Genomic DNA, 16,224 nt, shown 5'->3' with positions numbered 1-16,224 from the left:
GCGATTACGACAAGCCCATCGTCGAGGCCTGCATCGCGGCCAAGACCAGCCTGATTGTGCGGGTGGGCATGCTGGAGCTGGGGGCTGGAACGGGAAGCTTCCGCGTACGCGAGATGATGCATAGGATTGCCTACCCTATGGGCGTGCATGTGCGAGCCGACGTGAACCTGACCGACATCGAGGCCACCTGCACGGATGGCGTGTCTCGGATCACCGAGGTGGTGGACCTGCCCACCACCGGGGTCAACACCGAGCGGATCTGGCTCCTGGAGCACTTCGCCGACTGGCTCAGCGTCAAGTGCGGGCAGGCGGGAACCTACCACGCCATGACGGTGGTTTCCCGGGAGCTGGTGGACAACCTGGACGAGCCGAACGTCTATGCAGCGGCCCGCAAGGCGGTCAAGGAGGTGCTGGCCCAGGACCAGGATGCGGCCAAGGTGTTCAAGGATGCGGTGGCCACCGCCGTGCACAACGAGGACGAGATCAGCCAGAACCGGATTGATGCGGCGGCCATAGACACCAGGACGGCCGCCGGTCTGGGAACCGTAGGCTCCACGCCTCGGCCGGAGGCCACGCCGACCGCCGCAGCCTTGGAGGATTCCGAAGATTCCAAAGCTGCTTCTGTTTCTGCTGCCTACGCGATTGAGAATTCAGATTCGAGTGCCGCTGGTTGTGCAGCCATTGGATCATCTGCAACCAGCCAAGGGCGCGACTCCGCGTCTGAGCAGCTTGGGTCTGGACGGCCTGCGTCAGCCCAAGGCCAAGCACATGAAAAGGCCAAGTCTTCCGAGGGTGCGGCACCCTCCGAACAGCCGGTGTCTTCCGACGGGTCCGCATTGGTCAGAGAGGCAACAGACTCCGCAAAGGCTGCATTTTCCGATGAGCCTGCCTCCTCTGACAAATCCGCGTCCCCAAAGCCGCAGGCAAGGGGTGGCATCACGGTCCGGCAGGCGCATGAGCGTCTGGACCTGATCGAACGACGCAAACCCCTCTATTCGCCCCTCTTTTCGGGCTTCGCCTCGGCTGTGGCCTGCGCAGCCTTCGTCTTCCTGCTGGGCGGCGGTCCCTACGACATGGCCGGGGCTTTTGTCGGCGCTGGCATAGGCCAGTGGGTGCGTCGACAGATGCTGGGCAGGCGGATCAACCAGTTCTTCGCTACCGGGGTGGCGGTAATCATTGCCGCCCTGGCCTGCGTCGGCACGCTGAGGCTGGTGGGTATCTTCGACCCGGTGGCTCTCAAGCACGACACGGCTTATATCGGCGCCATCCTCTTCGTCATTCCCGGCTTTCCCCTGGTCACCGGCGGCCTGGACATCGCCAAGCTGGACTTCCCTTCGGGGGTGCAGCGCATCACCTACGCCTTCTCGATCATCCTGGTGGCCACACTGGGAGGCTGGGCTGTGGCGCGGATGGTCATGCTCAACCCCCAGGGCTTTGAACCGATGAACCTGAGTCCCCTGCTGATGGCCGGACTGCGCATGATTGCAGCATTCTGCGGGGTCTGGGGCTTCTCGGTCCTCTTCAACTCACCCCAGCGCATGGCCCTGGTGGCCGCCGTCATCGGCGCTCTGACCGACACCATGCGCCTGGAGATGCAGGACCTGCTTCATGTCCCTCCGGAGATGGCTGCTTTTCTGGGTGCCTTCCTGGCCGGCATGCTGGCTACGGTCTGGCGCTCCTCGGTCCGTCACGGCCTGCTGCCGCCTCACCTGGGCTATCCAAGAATCAGCCTGACCGTGCCATCCATCGTCATCATGGTGCCAGGCCTGTATATGTACCGGGCCATGTTCTACCTGGGGCAGTTCAATACGCTCAACGCCTTGGACTGGGCCTTCCGGGCCTTCATGGTCATCATCTGCCTGCCCATCGGCCTGGTCACGGCTCGGGTGCTGACCGATCGCTCCTGGCGGTACGACGTCTAGTAGCGCATGCCCATAGCCGAGCGGACCTGATCAAGGGTCTCCTCGGCTATCTGGTTGGCCCGCTTGTTGCCCTCGACCAGGATGTCGCGCACGGTGTCCATGTCCTTGGCCAGCTCGGCACGGCGCTCGCGGTGGGGTGCCAGGAACTCGTTGACGGACTTGGTCACGTAGGCCTTGAGGGCGCCCGAGCCGGCATTGCCGATCTCTTCGGCGATATCCTCGGGCTTGCGGTCGGTCACCAGGCCGGCCGTGGTCAGCAGGGCCGAGACCTGCGGGCGGTTCACAGGGTCGAAGGTGATCCTGCGTTCGGAGTCGGTGGGCGACTTGCGGATCAGCTTGGCTGTCTCCTCGGCGGTGGCGCCCAGCATGATGGAGTTGCCATAGGACTTGCTCATCTTGCGGCCGTCCAGACCAGGAATTTCCGGGGTGTCAGACAGGATGGCATCAGGTTCTGGGAAGACCGGAGCTTGGCCGGGGTAGCGCTCGTCGAAGCGGCGGGCGATGGTCCGGGTCAGCTCAACATGCGGCAGGTTGTCCTTGCCGATGGGGACCACGTTGGCCTTGCAGAAGAGTATGTCGCAGGCCTGGTGGACCGGATAGGTCAGCAGCAGACCGGTCAGGGCATGGCCGCTGGCCTCCATCTCGGCCTTGACGGTGGGGTTGCGGTGGAGCTCGGCCTCGGTCACCAGCGAGAGGAAGGGCAGCAGCAGCTGGTTCTCTGCAGGGGTGGACGAATGGGTGAAGATCATGGTCTTCTTGGGGTCGATGCCCGCAGCCAGATAGTCAAGCACCAGGTTGAGCACGTTGTCGCGGATGTGCTCGGTGGTGTCCCGGTCGGTGATGACCTGGTAGTCGGCGATGACGATGTTGGTGTGTACGCCGCGATTCTGCATCTGGACGCGTTCGCGGATGGAGCCGAAATAATGGCCCAGGTGAAGCCTGCCGGTCGGGCGGTCGCCGGTCAGCATGGTATAGCGGCTAGGATTCTTGTCCAGTTCGGCCAGCACCTGGTCGGATCGATGCTTGGCGGCTCTGAAGCTGTCGCTGATCTCGTTGCCTGCCGCTGTGACTTCTTCCTGCATGGTCCCACCCTCGTCGTCGTGCCGAATGTCCTTCTGGGAATTGCTTTTATGGTAAAAGTCCGAGCCGACAAGATGCGTAGGTGGTACTCTCATAAATGATGCAAATTCACATTCAAGTTGCCTAAGTGCACGTTACCTGGCGAAGGGGGTCGGATGGGCCGCGGACGTCAGAAGGCTAAGCAGACGAAAATAGCCCGGAAGCTCAAATATCTGACAACGGACACGGATTACGACGAGCTGGCCAAAGAGCTCAGCAGCAAGGAACCCGGAACCAGGGGCAAAGATCCCTTCAAAATGGTTGAAGAGGAGTACTCCAAACCGGATTCGCGCAAATCGGGGGGCCAGGACCCCGAGGATTCCCCGGATGATGATCTGAGCGATTACGCCCGGTGGGCCGCCGAGGCTGCTGCCAAGGCCACCTCTGGGGAGATGCCGGCTACGCCCAAGCCGCACAAGCGCATACCCATCCCCGTGCCCAGCGCGCTCAAACACCATAAAGATCAGAAGACCGCAGCAAAGGGGTCGTCGAGCAAGTAGCCGGCCGCAGAGGTGGCCGACTATTGGTCATACCAGTGGCAGTAGCTCGTGCAGATCGTCGCGCTCGCCCACGGCGCTGATATGCCCGGCGGCGGCTTCTTCACTCCAGCTGGTGATGCCAGCGGCCAGCCGCAACCAGACATCCGGGTCCAGTTCGATTACGTCAGGCGGAGTCAGGTTATGCGGGTCGGACGCAGGCCCGTCCAAAATCTTGATGGCTCCCCAGGGGGCTACCCTGACCTCTACGCCGGGACCGGGGGCCTTGATCTCCAGCATGTGCAGGGAATAGCGGACGGCCATGGCCTTGCTGCGCCTATCGGTTTGGGGGGCCACTGTCAGGCGGTTGCCCTCCGGGCCTAAATTGCCTGCAGCCTCCTTGGCCGCATCGCGCCAGGCCAGAAAATCCCGGCGGCCTTCCTCCATGTCTGCTTCCCGTATGGCACTCATAGCTCCATTGTGACGCGCCGCCCCAACAGGTGTGTCCGGCAGGCTGCGATCAAGCCAAAATCAGGCATGAAAAAAGGAACCCGTTGCCCTCACGTTCTTGACGCTGGGTCGGATTCCTTCCCGACCGGAACGGTCAGGCCTGTGCGCCCGCTTGCAGAGGGGCTTCGGGATCCTCAGACCCCTTGTCCTCCTCATCCTTGGCCAGGCCCAGGTCGACTGGCGATGAGCTGTTCTCCCAGGGCTCCTCCCAGGGATCATAATCCGGGTTCTGCTGCTTGTATACGAACAGAGCGACAACGCCGGCCAGCAGCGTGCCGAAGAGCAGTGCAAAGAACTTCCAGCCGTTTGAAGATGAATTCTCCATGTTTGGCTCCTTTCGACGACTTTCGTCGGTCCTGCCCACTTCGACCGACCTAGTCAACATCCTAGTAGAAAGCGGTGAACTCTGGGGCACATCGGTGCCATTGCGGCACGGAAACCGCACACCCCGGGCCGGACGGTCAGGTAAGGTATGGTTCATGGTCAATGGCACTGGCACCAGTTTCGCAGGCGGAGGGAATGGTCGGGGGCCGCTGGGATGGATCCGGCGGCACTGGGGCGACCAGGCTCCGGTGGTGACCGTGGCCATCACCCTGATCTGCATAGTGGCCTGGGTCATCCAGATGGTCCTGTATCTGCTGGCTCCGCTTCGCTACCAGCGGCTTTTGCTGGGCTACTGGGCCTTCGTGCCGATTACCGCCATTCATGAGCCCTGGATGTTTGTGACCAACATATTTCTGCACGCCACCAATGTCTCGCATATCCTCTTCAACATGATCACCCTCTGGGTTGTGGGGCCGGTGCTGGAAAATCTGATAGGGCATGGGCGTTTCCTGGCGCTCTATATGATCAGCGGGCTGGGCGGAGACCTGGGGCTGATGGTCTATGCAGTCCTGTCGCCCAATGGCTGGGGCACGTCGGCCATCGGGGCCTCGGGCGCGCTCTTCGGACTTTTTGCCGCCATTCTGGTGGTCTATCGTCGTTTGGGGATTAACATCGTTTCCATGGTGGTCTGGATGGCCATCAACTTCTGTATGCCCCTGTTCGTGCCCGGCATCGCCTGGCAGGACCATGTGGGCGGTTTCATAGTAGGCGGCCTCTTCATGCTGGCCCTGCTGCACATGGGCCGGCCCGGCTCGCGGGTGCATGGCCTGCTCTCCTGGCTGCTGCCCATGCTGATCTTCCTGGTGGTCCTGGTCCTGCTGGCTCTGGGTTGCAACATGTTCAACCCCATGCGCTGACAATCAGCAGCTGCCTGCTTTGGTTAAATGACATGAATGTCACCTATCCACATTTGTTGATAATCGTGTGGATAACCTGGGAATAAGTAACCAGAACTGGTGCATATATATCGGCAAAAAGTGGATAAGTAAACACAGAACCCAATCAGCAGTAGGGTTGTGGACAGGTGTCTTAGGCTGTCCACGATAAAGCCGGGCGATTGTGGATAACTTTGGTTTGAGTCTCGAAACAGTGGATGAAATAGGTGGAGCCGGGAAATTGAATCCACACATGCCTGACGCTCAGGGGTAGATGATATGCAAGAACCCCACATCCGCGCCTGGGCGGTTGCAGGGTTCCTGAAGAGTAAAGCAGCTGGGTCAGTGCCACCACATGGTCATGAGGAAGCCGACCAGCAGGATGCCGAAGCCTACGGCCAGGTTCCAGTTGCCGATGCCGGGGATTGGGAAGACATTGCCCCTGGTGGAAGCGATGTAGTAGACCACGATCCAGATCAGTCCCACTACCATCAGCGTGACGAAGAGAGGCACAAACCAGCGCGGATTGGCCTTGGTGCTTTTGATGGTGTCTTCCACGCGGCGGGTGTTCTCTTCCTGACGCTGCACGATGCGGCGCATCTGCGGAGTCATGTGCTTTTTGTCAACGCTCTCGTTGAGCACGGCCTCCACCTTGTCCATGGACAGGCCATACTCCTCGTCCTCTGCATCCTCGCCAGCGCCAGCGGTCTTGTTCTCGGCCTCGGCCTGGGTCTTCTTGGCCTCGTCCACCGCCTCGTCCTCGTCATCATGGAGTTGATGCTCTGCCATGAGGTTATTCTCCTTCATTAGATCTACTAAGCCATAGTAGCGGTTAGACTCGAACGTAATACTATCGCAGACGAGGATGAGGGTATGCCTATGACCAGACGGACGGGACGGCACGGAGCGCGCAGGTCCCTGGTCGGCACATTGTCCGTGGCTGTGGTGCTGGCCCTGGTCGGGTACATGCTGACCACCAACATCCGTGTCAACAGGACGGTCACGGTCACCTCGGATACGGCCGGGCTGGTGGAAGAGCGCGAGAACAAGGCTGCGGAGCTGCGCAAGGACATCAATGACATGAGCTCGCAGATCAACGCTCTGAAGACCATCACCGACGACGACAAGGGCAACTCGGACCAGGCCCGTGAGGACCCCGGTTCGGGCACGGTGCTCAAGGCCGTCCAAGGGCCGGGACTGACGGTAACCCTCGATGATTCCCCGCTCTGGAAGCAGAAGGTGGGGTCCGACGGATCGACGGCCAACATCAATGATTACGTCATCCACCAGCAGGATGTGGAGAGTGTGGTCAACGCGCTCTGGGCCGGGGGAGCCGAGTCCATGAGGATCCAGGACCAGCGTGTCCTGCCCACCACGGCCGTGCGATGCGTGGGCAATGTGCTGCTGTTGCACGGTCGAAAGTACTCGCCGCCATATAAAATTTCGGCCATAGGACCAGTCGATCGGATGACCAAGTCCCTGAATGCTTCGCCATCCATCCAGATATACAAGGAGTACGTGAATACGGTAGGTCTGGGATGGAATGTCGAGTCTTCGGGCAATCTGAGATTCCCTGAGACGACGGCTGTCCTGCAGCCACTCCAGTATGCATCTCTAGATGAGAAGGCACGGTAAATGACGACAGAAGACTCGGAGAATGACTGGATGTCGGTTGATAAACCTGCCGATAAGCGACGAAAGTGGCCGGTTGGGATAGCAGAAATCGTGGGGGAGCTGCTGATGACGCTGGCCGTCATCTGTGCCCTCTACGTGGTTTGGCAGCTTTGGTGGACCGGTGTGCAGTCCGAGCATCAGCAGTTGGAGACCCGTGCCTCGACCGCTTGGAGCGACCCGGGATCGGGAGATACCCGAAAGGTGGCCAAGCCTCAGAGCGGAATGCCGCCGGTACAGCCCGAACACGCCTCCGAGGGCGATCTGATGGCCCAGATCTACATTCCTCGTTTTGGACAGCGCTGGGAGCGCAACGTGGTTCAGGGCACGTCGCCCAGGGATCTGGCCTACGCGGGACTGGGGCACTACTCCAACACGCAGATGCCGGGCGAGCTGGGCAACATGGCTATTGCCGGACACCGCGCCGGCTATGGTGAGCCGCTGGGCCATGTGGACCAGCTGCGTGTGGGGGATGCCATCGTCCTGCGCACCAAGGATTACTGGTACGTCTACCACTACACCCGCTACAAGATCGTGGCTGCCAACGAGGTCAGCGTCATCGCCCCCAACCCTTATTCGCCCAACGAGGCTCCAGATCGGCGCATGATTACACTGACCACCTGTGAGCCCAAGTACACCACGGCCACCCACCGCTGGATCAGCTGGGGCGAATTCGGCTACTGGGCCAAGGTGTCCGACGGGGTGCCCAAGGAACTGCTTGGTGATCGAGGCAGCAAGGTGGCCTTTGCAGACGACAAGGGCTCGGTCATAGCCAGGGTGGGTTCCCTGCAGCCGGTCTTCCTGGTTTTGGTAGCAGCCTATCTGATCATCTACCTGGCGGCCCTGGTTGCATGGCGTTACCCCTTGCTGCGGCAGATTCGCAAGGGCGAGAAGCCACAGCCCATGATCAGCCTCTACGGCTGGCTGCTGCGGCACCAGTCTGGCATAGCTCCGATTCGCTGGCTTCTGCTGATTCTGCTCCTGCTGGCTCTGACCTGTGCCTTGATGGAATGGGGCTTCCCATGGCTGGCCAGCAACGTGCCCTGGCTCAGACAGATATCCAACTACTCCGCTTTCTGATCTAGGCGGCGTGGAAAAGCGGCGGGGCCGCAGGATCCAGTGTGATTCTGCGACCCCGCCGCTTATTGATAGTCATGTCTTGCCGACTGTCAGAAGTAATTGCCAAAGGCAAAGGCAGAGGCAAAGGTCTTGTCTACGTCTCTCCAGCGGCCATGGTCCTGATGACGCAGTGCTGCAAGTCAATGCGGGTTTGTCGCAATCTGGCGACGCGACTTGGCAAGCGGCCAGTCCGGCAGTTATGGGTCAACCGTTATGGATTGGCTGATGGGTCCTGGCGGTTAACGCTTGGAGCTCTGGTCTGTCAGCAGAAGTCATGACTGATGTTTGTGACCGAAAGTCTCGGTTCTCAGCCTAATGACGCGGACTAATAGCCATCGCTCTAATTCATCCCGTATTCACTCTGCCTGGCTCTTTATGACCCAACTATATGACCCGGCGGCAAGGCTGTGGCCGCCGGGTCATACGATCAGTTGGTGGAGCTGACGGTGGTCACAGTTATGGGGGTGTTGTCGTCCACCTTGCTGCCGGCTCCGGGACTTACAGCGGTCACCTTGTCCGTGTCCTTGCCGACAGAAGTGATTCTGTCGGCGCTGACACCACTGTTGGTCAGCTTCTGCCGGTAGCTGCCCAAGGTCTCGCCCGGGGCGATGACTGGGACGCTGATGGCCGTGGTCAGGGTGATGGTGTCCTTGGACTTGTCGAAGGAGGCGCCTGAGGTGGGATCCTGGCCGGTGACCACGGCGTTGTCGTTGTTGGGGCCGTTGACCTTGATGTTGACCCCCTGGCCCAGGTTGCGCTTGGCTTCGCCCAGGGTCATGTCGATGTAGTAACCCAGCTTCATGCCGCTGCTGACGGTGACTGTAATCATGGCTCCCTGCTGGATGGAGGATCCGGCAGCCGGGTCGGTGCTGATGACCACGTCCTTGGCCACGGTGTTGGAGGCCTGCTCGTGGATGGTGATGTTGAAGTGTAGACTCTGCAGGGTCTTGGTCGCGTCGTCCTTGCTCTTGCCAGACAGGTCAGGCACCTTGGTCATGCCCGAGGAGATGTAGAGCAGGATGCTGGTTCCTTTGGCCACGCTCTGGCCGGCGGCGGGATCCGTGCGGGTCACATGGTCCTTGGGCACGTCTTGGCTGTCTTCTACCGAGGCAGCGGGAGAGGCCTTGAATCCGGCCTTCTCCAGGGTTCTGCGAGCCTCCTGCTGGTTCATGCCCTTGACATCGGGAATGGCCGTGTCCTTGGGCCCGGAGGAGAACCAGACGGTTACTGTGGAGCCTTTGGGGGCCATGCTTCCTCCCTTGGGGCTCTGCTTGGTGAAGGTCCCCTTGGGCTCGGCCGAGTCATGGTCCTCCTTCTCCTGGTAATTGAAGCCTGCGGCGGTGACCTTCTCACGGGCGAGAATTCGCGACATCTGAGCATTGATGGTGGGTACCTCGGCCATCTGATGGCGGTTTCGGCTCATATAGGTCACGCCGAGTCCGGCGGCCACCAGAAGCAAGGCTGCCACGATAGCGGCGATGATGATCTTCTTGCGCCGTTTGGACTTCTGCTGGGCCGCCTTGGTGGCCGTGCGCTCAGCTGTGGCGAGATCGGTGGCAGCGGCCGGATTGAGCGGGTCCTGAACAGGGTTGAAGGCCTGGGTGGCGGCCGTCTCCTCTTCGGTCAGCGGCATGGTGGCCGTTTCGGTGCCCTGCTCGGCATCCTTGCGGGCCTTGACGTTGGCCAGGTCGGTCAGCGGGTTGAAGGCGGCAGCCACCGGGGTCCCGCCATTCATGAAGGCCAGGATGTCACTCTTGAAGGCAGCGGCCGTGGCGTACCGGTTCTGACGATCCTTGGCCATGGCCTTGGCGCAGATGGAATCCCACATCTTCGGCAGGCCAGGCACGATGGTGCTTGGCGGGGTGGCCACCTCGGTGACATGCTGGTAGGCGATGGCCACGGCCGAATCCCCGTTGAAGGGCGGCCGTCCGGTCAGCATCTCGTAGAGGACGCAGCCGGCCGAGTAGAGGTCGGAACGCATGTCCACGCTCTCGCCGCGGGCCTGTTCGGGGCTCAGGTACTGGGCCGTGCCCACCACGCCCTGGGACTGGGTCATCGTGGCGGCCGAATCGTCCATGGCCCGGGCGATGCCGAAGTCCATGACCTTGACGATGCCCTGCTCCGAGATCATGATGTTGCCGGGCTTGATGTCCCGGTGGATGACCCCCATGTGGTGGGAGTAGTCCAGGGCGCTTAGCATGCCCAGCATGACCTGCTCGCTGTCGCGCTGGCTCAGGGCCCCGTTCTCCTTGAGGATGGACCTCAGGGTCTGCCCCTTGACGTACTCCATGACCAGGTAGGGCACCCGCTCATGGTTGCCCTGGTCGTCGGTCAGTATCTCCTCGCCCGAGTCATAGATGGAGACGATGTTGGGGTTGTTGAGCAGGGCGACCGAGTGAGCTTCCCGCCGGAACCGCGATAGGAAGACCTCGTCGTTGGCCAGATCGGACCGCATGATCTTGACCGCGACCGTCCTTCCCAGACGCGTGTCCACAGCCTTGTGGACCTCGGCCATGCCACCGCGTCCGATCAGCTGTCCCAGACGGTAACGTCCGTCCGCTAGGGACGGCGGCAGTGTGATGCTCATAGGGTATCCCCTCCGTTCGTCGCTTCAAGGCCGCGCTGTGCGCTTCCTTCTCCATAGTGCCCCCAGAAGGGCCTGAAGATGTCTTTTGCCGCGTGTGGCCTGCTCACAATGCGTCGAGGCATGGGTGCGCGCGGGTCGATGACCTCCGTCTCACCCAGCTGCTGGTCCAGCAGCCGCTGCTCGATCCTGGCCAGCGTGTGCGAGACCACCAGGGCATTCGCCGGGCGGTCTCGCGGGTCCTTGGCCAGCATGGACATGACGAAGTTCATGAGTTGGTTGTCCACTGAGTCGGGCAGTGGCGGCACAGGGTCGTTGACGTGTGCTGCGGCGATGTCCACCGGGGTGGCGCCGGTGAAGGGCCGGTGTCCGCAGAGCCCCTCGTAGGCCACCACACCCAGGGAGTAGATGTCGGACTGGGGGGTGGCCTGGAGGCCCTGGGCCTGCTCGGGCGAGATGTACTGGGCTGTGCCCACCACCATGCCGTCCTGGGTGATCTGCCCCTGGTTGGTGGAGTAGGAGACCCCGAAGTCGGTGATCTTGACCTCGCCGGTGTCGGAGACCATGATGTTGGCCGGCTTGACGTCCCGGTGGATGACCCCGTGGGAGTGGGCCACGTAGAGCCCTCGGGCCGTCTGTATCAGGATGGGCAGCAGCTCGATGGGGTCCAGGGCGCCCCGGTCCCGATAGATGTCTGCCAGGGATTGGCTGGGCACGTATTCCATGATCAGGAATCCGATGCCGTCGTGCTCGTAGTACTCGAAGAGGGCGGCGATATTGGGGTGGGCCAGGTTGGCGGAATTGTGCGCCTCGGCCCGCAGCCGCAGCAGCTTGGACTCCTCGTTGGTCAGATCCTCGCGCAGGGCCTTGATGGCCACAACTCGTCCCAGTTCGATGTCATAGCCCTTCCAGACTTCGCCCATGCCCCCTTGGGCCAGGCGACGGTCCAGACGGTACCGTCTATGGATGAGCTGTCCTTGTACCAGTTTCACTTGGCAGCCTCCTGCATGATGCGTTTCATAATCGGTCCGGCAATGTCTATGCCATAGGAGGAGATTCCATGCACCACGACGGCTACGGCTACCTTGGGTTTGTCGGCCGGAGCGAATCCTACCATCCACCCGTCATTTGCCGTATTGCCCGTGCCGATCTGGGCTGTGCCGGACTTGGAGGCCACCTGTACGCCTGGAATCTCAAGCTCCGGATAGCTCTTGGTGGTTACTGCCTCCATCATGGTGGTCAGGGCCTTGGCGGTGTCCGATGAGAAGGCCTGTGAGTAGACCGAGGGCGTTGTCTCACTGATGACGCTGAGGTCGCTGGAGCGCACCCGGTCCACCAGGGTCGGTTGCATGAGCTTGCCGCCGTTGGCCACGGCGGCGACCGTCATGGCAGCCTGGAGTGGGGTGGATAGGGTGTCTCCCTGGCCGATGGAAGCCAGGGCGATCCGGTCCTGGGACTGGTCCTCGGGGAATTTGGAGGCCACGGCCTTCATGGGCCGTCCTGTAGAGGTGGTCCCGTCCAGGGTGATGGTGGAGCCGTAGCCGAACTTGCGGGCCTGTGCTGCCAGCGTCTTGCCGCCCAGGGCGACCCCTAGCTGGGAGAAGGCCGTGTTGGATGAGTAGGCCAGGGCATTCTCCAGGCTGATCTTCCCGTTGACCCCGCCGGCCGCTGTAGTGGTGTTGGTCAGATTGTAGTTGGTGCCGGGCAATGTGTATGAGGCCCCGGCCGGCAGTTGGCTATCGGGGTGATACTGGCCGGACTCCAGGGCGGCGGCGGCCACAACCACCTTGAAGGTGGACCCGGGCGGATACAGCTGCGAGGTGGCCCGGTTGAGCATGGGGTTGTCGGAACGGGAGGCCAGCTTCTGGTAGGCCTGGGAGGCATCGCCGCTGTCGTGGGCGGTCAGGTCTTCGGGGTTGTAGCTCGGTGTGCTGACCATGGTCAGGATGCGGCCTGTGGAGGGCTCGATGGCCACCACCGAACCGGACAAGTTGCCCAGCATGGCGTAGGCGGCCTCCTGCATCTTGGGATTGATGGAGGTCTCGATGGAGGCGCCCTTGTTCTGGGTGCCGGTGAAGAGGGACTTGACCCGGTCCATCCACAGGCTGTCCGACTGCCCGCTCAGCAGACGGTCGCGCGAGGCCTCGATTCCTCGGTCTGCCGGGCTGGTGATGGAGTAGTAGCCGGTGATGGGCGAGTAGACGGGCCCCTTGTGGTAGTGCCGCTGGTACTGGAAGGAGTCGTTGATGGGGTCGGACTGGGCCATGACGGCGCCGTCCGAGGTCAGGATGGCCCCCCTGGGTGCCGCATACTCGTGGTACAGGGCACGCAGATTGCGGGGGTCCGAGTTAAGGCTCTCCGCCCGGATCACCATGATGATGGAGCTGGAAAGCCCCAGGATGACGAAGAGGACGATGACGGCGTTGAAGAGTTGACGCAAGGCCTTGTTCACTGTCCACCTCCTCGGACCTGACGGACGGGGATGCGGCCGGTGGCTGGCAGGTCGGTCTCCTCGTCCTGGTCGGTCTGCTCGATCGGCCCGGCATGACGATCATGGGACTCTTGGTCGTCAGAGTCTGAGTCGGGGTCCGAGTCGTCCTGGCTGTTGCGCTTGCTGGTCTCCTGCTGGCGCAGGACGGCCAGAGCCTCGTACTTGAAGGTGTCCGAGCTGACCTCCGGCGCAGGCTTGTTGGCCGCGTTGGAGATGATGATCAACAGGACGGCCAGGATGCAGTTGGCCACCAGACTGGAGCCGCCCGCCGCCATGTAGGGCATGGTCAGTCCGGTCAGGGGGATGACCAGGGTGATACCGCCCACCACGGTGAAGACCTGGAAGGCCATGGTGAAGACCAGACCGGAGGCCAGGAGCTTGCCGAAGCCATCCTTGATCTTCATGGCCGTGATCATGCCCGAGGCCACGATGACCAGGTAGAGGGCCAGGACCACCAGCAGGCCGCTCAGCCCCAGCTCCTCGCCCACCGATGTGTAGATGAAGTCAGAGTTGGCCAGGGGGGTGATCCAGGGACGTCCCTGGCCCAGGCCGGTGCCTGTCAGCCCGCCGGCGGCCAGGCCGAAGATGCCGCGCACCAGCTGGCCGGACCCGCCGAAGGCCTTGCTGAACTCAGCATCGCTGAAGGGGTGCAGCCAGGCGTCCACACGGGCACCCACATGGGCGAAGATCATGGAGGCGGCCACAGCCCCGATGACGAAGAAGACCGCGCCTATGGCGATCCAGCTAGTGCGGCCGGTAGCCACATAGAGCATGGAGACGAACATGGCGAAGTACATCAGCGAGGTGCCCAGATCATGCTGGATGACCAGGACGGCCAGCGAAATAAGCCAGACGATGATAATGGGGCCAAAGTCCTTGATTCGGGGCAGCCGCATGCCCAGGAACTTCTTGCCGCCCACGGCTAGCTGGTCTCGGTGGTCGAACAGGTAGGCGGCGAAGAAGAAGGCCAGGAAGAGCTTGGCGAATTCGCCGGGCTGCAGGGTGTGAGACCCTATGCCTATCCAGATGCGGGCACCGCCGATCTCGCGGCCGATGCCGGGAAGCATGGGCGATAGGAGCAGGACCAGGCCCACTACCATACTCACATAGGAGAAGCGGCGCAGCAGCCTATAGTCCCTGAGCAGCACCACCAGCAGCCCGCACAGGACCAGGGCCAGACACAGCCAGATCAGCTGGGTGAAGCCCACTCGTGTAGGCTGGCCAATCCGGGCGTTGCGCAGATCTATGCGGGTAATCAGGGTTATGCCCAGGGAGCTCAGGATGACGATGCTGGGCAGGATGGCCTGGCTACCGTAAGGCTGAAAAATCTCCAGCAGGACCCAGAGGGCGATGAAGAGGGCGGCGGTGACTACCAGCAGGGCTGCGTAGTCACCGGGGAAGCGGCCCGCCGCACGGGCGAACATCTGGAAGAATCCGATGAACCCCACCAGCAGGGAGAAGAGCAGAAGGCCTATGCGGCGCAGACGGGTGATGATCATGATTGCTGCCGCCCGCTCTGGTCGGTTTTCGACGGTGAGGGCGAGGCTGAGGGGGAAGTCGTCGCCTGGCCGGACTCGTCCTTGGCTTCCTTGGCCTGCTCGCGTTTGAGGTCGCCGGCCTCTTTCCGGATCAGACGGGCGTGCTCCTTGGCATCGTCCATGCTGGAGACGGTGATGCCCTCTTCCAGTTGGTCACGCCAGGACTGGGGAAGCCCCTTGACGGTGATGTCCGTGGTCTGCACTGGGTGGGAAAGCGAGAGGGCAAAGGCCTTGGTGGGCACGCCCTGGTAGATGACCACACGGCCCTGGTCCGTGCCCAGGTAGTACTGTTCCTGGCTCCAGCGATAGGCAGCCGCCGTGCCTCCGGCCAGGGCAAGGATCACCAGGGTGATGATGCCGGCCAGGATCAGCCGAATCCGCCGATGCCGGGCGCGCTGGCGTTTGCGCTGCTCCAGGTGCTCCTTGTGGATGGCATCGGCCACATCTGGATCGTAGGGATCGGCAGAGTCTGAGCCGTCCTTCTTGTGGACGATGGGGATCTCGCTGGTGTCGGGCACATGCCGTTCGCCGCTCTCCTCGCGGGCAGCCGAGGGCTGGGCGGTGCGGCCGTCGCCATCCTCGTCCTCCTGCTTGTCGGCGTCCCGGTCCTGGGCCAGGTCGGCGGCCCGCTTGGCGGGGGACTCCCGGGACTCGTCACGCAGGCGTGGTGCGGCCGCTACGGGCTCATCCAGGATGTCGGCCAGGGCCTCCAGGTTGGAGCTGGCCGCGCCACCGACCAGAGGAGTCTGATGGGGCAGGTCGAAGGCGTCGGCGTCCAGGGCCAGCGTGGCATCGGCGATGACCACGGTCACGTTGTCGGTGCTTCCGGCCTTCAGGGCGAAGGTGACCAGCTGCTGGGCGCACTCCGCCTGGTCCGAGACCGAGGACAGCACTTCGGCGATGGTTGAGTCCTCCAGAACGCCGCAGAGACCATCCGAGCAGATCATCCAGCGGTCTGCTGGAAGGGCCTTGGAAATGGAGATGTCCGGGCGGGGGTCGATGTCGAAATCCCCCAGGACCCGCATGACCACGTTGCGCTGAGGATGGTTGCGGGCCTCGGCCGGGGAGATGCGGCCAGTGTCGATCAGGTGCTGCACGTAGGAGTGGTCCTGGGTCATCCGGATCAACTTGCCCTCCCGCAGGAGGTAACCCCGGGAGTCCCCAATATGGGCCAGCACCCAGGAGTCGTTGGCCAGAGCCAAGGCCGTGACCGTGGTGCCCATGCCTGACAGCCGGTGTTCGCGCTTGGCCTTGCCCACGATGGCGTCATGGGCCGCGATGACCGAGGTCTCCATCATCCGAGCCAGGGACTGCACGTCCTGTTCCCGGTCGTCGCGTTCGATGTGGGCCAGGGATCGGATGGCTATGGTCGAGGCCGTATCCCCGCCTGCGTGGCCGCCCATGCCGTCGCACATGGCCACCAGGCGCTCGCCGGCGAAGGCCGAATCCTGGTTGTTGCTGCGCACGTACCCCACGTCTGAAACCGCCGTGGAGTAGAGGAACAGCTTTTGGCTCGCATCGTTCCTGGTCATGGG

Annotated in this window: 14 protein-coding genes; 5 read left to right on the top strand and 9 right to left on the bottom strand. The window is 62.3% G+C overall.

What is annotated here, in order from left to right:
* Nucleotides 1-1,922 (top strand): threonine/serine ThrE exporter family protein (locus H3T93_RS09185; RefSeq protein ID WP_232348778.1); only part of this gene is annotated, 1,922 nt, incomplete at its 5' end.
* Here H3T93_RS09185 and trpS read toward each other — a convergent pair.
* The gene (gene trpS, locus H3T93_RS08465; protein ID WP_046322131.1) at nucleotides 1,919-3,004 is read right to left on the bottom strand and encodes a tryptophan--tRNA ligase; all 1,086 of its coding nucleotides are present in this window, start codon (nucleotides 3,002-3,004) and stop codon (nucleotides 1,919-1,921) included. The two genes, H3T93_RS09185 and trpS, sit on opposite strands and share 4 nt — an antisense overlap.
* 153 nt (nucleotides 3,005-3,157) lie before the next feature.
* Between trpS and H3T93_RS08460 the strand changes: the two genes are divergently transcribed.
* The gene (locus H3T93_RS08460; protein ID WP_046322133.1) at nucleotides 3,158-3,541 is read left to right on the top strand and encodes a DUF3073 domain-containing protein; all 384 of its coding nucleotides are present in this window, start codon (nucleotides 3,158-3,160) and stop codon (nucleotides 3,539-3,541) included.
* A gap of 27 nt (nucleotides 3,542-3,568) precedes the next feature.
* Here the strand turns inward: H3T93_RS08460 and H3T93_RS08455 are convergent, their stop codons facing one another.
* On the bottom strand, nucleotides 3,569-3,988 hold the full coding sequence (locus H3T93_RS08455; protein ID WP_121913226.1) for a sterol carrier family protein: 420 nt from the start codon (nucleotides 3,986-3,988) through the stop codon (nucleotides 3,569-3,571).
* Nucleotides 3,989-4,121: 133 nt separating this feature from the next.
* A complete protein-coding gene (locus tag H3T93_RS08450; RefSeq protein WP_046322139.1) occupies nucleotides 4,122-4,352 on the bottom strand; it encodes a hypothetical protein in 231 nt (76 codons plus the stop codon).
* Between the two features lie 154 nt (nucleotides 4,353-4,506).
* On the opposite strand from H3T93_RS08450, the gene H3T93_RS08445 reads away from it, so the two are divergent.
* On the top strand, nucleotides 4,507-5,268 hold the full coding sequence (locus tag H3T93_RS08445; protein ID WP_186364000.1) for a rhomboid family intramembrane serine protease: 762 nt from the start codon (nucleotides 4,507-4,509) through the stop codon (nucleotides 5,266-5,268).
* Between the two features lie 360 nt (nucleotides 5,269-5,628).
* Here the strand turns inward: H3T93_RS08445 and crgA are convergent, their stop codons facing one another.
* Nucleotides 5,629-6,075, bottom strand: coding sequence for a cell division protein CrgA (gene crgA, locus H3T93_RS08440; protein WP_046322141.1), 447 nt, complete (start codon nucleotides 6,073-6,075; stop codon nucleotides 5,629-5,631).
* A 90-nt stretch (nucleotides 6,076-6,165) separates the two neighbouring features.
* Here crgA and H3T93_RS08435 point away from each other — a divergent pair, with 90 nt between their 5' ends.
* Complete coding sequence (locus H3T93_RS08435; protein WP_046322142.1) at nucleotides 6,166-6,921, top strand: DUF881 domain-containing protein; 756 nt, start codon at nucleotides 6,166-6,168, stop codon at nucleotides 6,919-6,921.
* Complete coding sequence (locus H3T93_RS08430; RefSeq protein ID WP_144178613.1) at nucleotides 6,922-8,037, top strand: class E sortase; 1,116 nt, start codon at nucleotides 6,922-6,924, stop codon at nucleotides 8,035-8,037.
* Between the two features lie 466 nt (nucleotides 8,038-8,503).
* On the opposite strand, the gene pknB is transcribed toward H3T93_RS08430, so the two are convergent.
* From pknB to H3T93_RS08405, 5 genes are read right to left on the bottom strand one after another with little or no spacing between them, the layout of a single operon-like run.
* The gene (pknB, locus tag H3T93_RS08425) at nucleotides 8,504-10,663 is read right to left on the bottom strand and encodes a Stk1 family PASTA domain-containing Ser/Thr kinase (protein WP_121913224.1); all 2,160 of its coding nucleotides are present in this window, start codon (nucleotides 10,661-10,663) and stop codon (nucleotides 8,504-8,506) included.
* On the bottom strand, nucleotides 10,660-11,652 hold the full coding sequence (locus H3T93_RS08420; protein ID WP_046322149.1) for a serine/threonine-protein kinase: 993 nt from the start codon (nucleotides 11,650-11,652) through the stop codon (nucleotides 10,660-10,662). Before H3T93_RS08420 ends, pknB begins: the two co-directional genes overlap by 4 nt.
* Nucleotides 11,649-13,112 carry a peptidoglycan D,D-transpeptidase FtsI family protein gene (locus H3T93_RS08415; protein WP_121913223.1) on the bottom strand — a complete coding sequence of 488 codons (1,464 nt, stop codon included), beginning with the start codon at nucleotides 13,110-13,112 and terminating at the stop codon, nucleotides 11,649-11,651. Before H3T93_RS08415 ends, H3T93_RS08420 begins: the two co-directional genes overlap by 4 nt.
* Nucleotides 13,109-14,650 (bottom strand): FtsW/RodA/SpoVE family cell cycle protein, encoded by a 1,542-nt coding sequence (locus H3T93_RS08410; RefSeq protein WP_046322154.1) that lies wholly within the window; start codon nucleotides 14,648-14,650, stop codon nucleotides 13,109-13,111. Before H3T93_RS08410 ends, H3T93_RS08415 begins: the two co-directional genes overlap by 4 nt.
* Nucleotides 14,647-16,221, bottom strand: a complete 1,575-nt coding sequence (locus H3T93_RS08405) for a BofC C-terminal domain-containing protein (RefSeq protein WP_144178611.1) — start codon at nucleotides 16,219-16,221, stop codon at nucleotides 14,647-14,649. The genes H3T93_RS08410 and H3T93_RS08405 overlap by 4 nt, the downstream gene beginning before the upstream one ends.
* Nucleotides 16,222-16,224 lie beyond the last annotated feature (3 nt).

The sequence above is a fragment of the Bifidobacterium sp. M0404 genome, assembly GCF_016101415.1.
GTDB classification, from domain to species: domain Bacteria; phylum Actinomycetota; class Actinomycetes; order Actinomycetales; family Bifidobacteriaceae; genus Bombiscardovia; species Bombiscardovia polysaccharolytica.
This window is presented reverse-complemented; position numbering and strand designations above follow the sequence as displayed.

What these genes read in the sequence shown, in the direction of transcription:
- crgA (WP_046322141.1), bottom strand. Translation starts at nt 6,075, where the DNA reads ATGGCAGAGCATCAACTCCATGATGACGAGGACGAGGCGGTGGACGAG.
- H3T93_RS08405 (WP_144178611.1), bottom strand. Translation starts at nt 16,221, where the DNA reads ATGACCAGGAACGATGCGAGCCAAAAGCTGTTCCTCTACTCCACGGCG.
- H3T93_RS08435 (WP_046322142.1), top strand. Translation starts at nt 6,166, where the DNA reads ATGACCAGACGGACGGGACGGCACGGAGCGCGCAGGTCCCTGGTCGGC.
- H3T93_RS08410 (WP_046322154.1), bottom strand. Translation starts at nt 14,650, where the DNA reads ATGATCATCACCCGTCTGCGCCGCATAGGCCTTCTGCTCTTCTCCCTG.
- H3T93_RS08460 (WP_046322133.1), top strand. Translation starts at nt 3,158, where the DNA reads ATGGGCCGCGGACGTCAGAAGGCTAAGCAGACGAAAATAGCCCGGAAG.
- H3T93_RS08455 (WP_121913226.1), bottom strand. Translation starts at nt 3,988, where the DNA reads ATGAGTGCCATACGGGAAGCAGACATGGAGGAAGGCCGCCGGGATTTT.
- pknB (WP_121913224.1), bottom strand. Translation starts at nt 10,663, where the DNA reads ATGAGCATCACACTGCCGCCGTCCCTAGCGGACGGACGTTACCGTCTG.
- H3T93_RS08450 (WP_046322139.1), bottom strand. Translation starts at nt 4,352, where the DNA reads ATGGAGAATTCATCTTCAAACGGCTGGAAGTTCTTTGCACTGCTCTTC.
- H3T93_RS08445 (WP_186364000.1), top strand. Translation starts at nt 4,507, where the DNA reads ATGGTCAATGGCACTGGCACCAGTTTCGCAGGCGGAGGGAATGGTCGG.
- trpS (WP_046322131.1), bottom strand. Translation starts at nt 3,004, where the DNA reads ATGCAGGAAGAAGTCACAGCGGCAGGCAACGAGATCAGCGACAGCTTC.
- H3T93_RS08430 (WP_144178613.1), top strand. Translation starts at nt 6,922, where the DNA reads ATGACGACAGAAGACTCGGAGAATGACTGGATGTCGGTTGATAAACCT.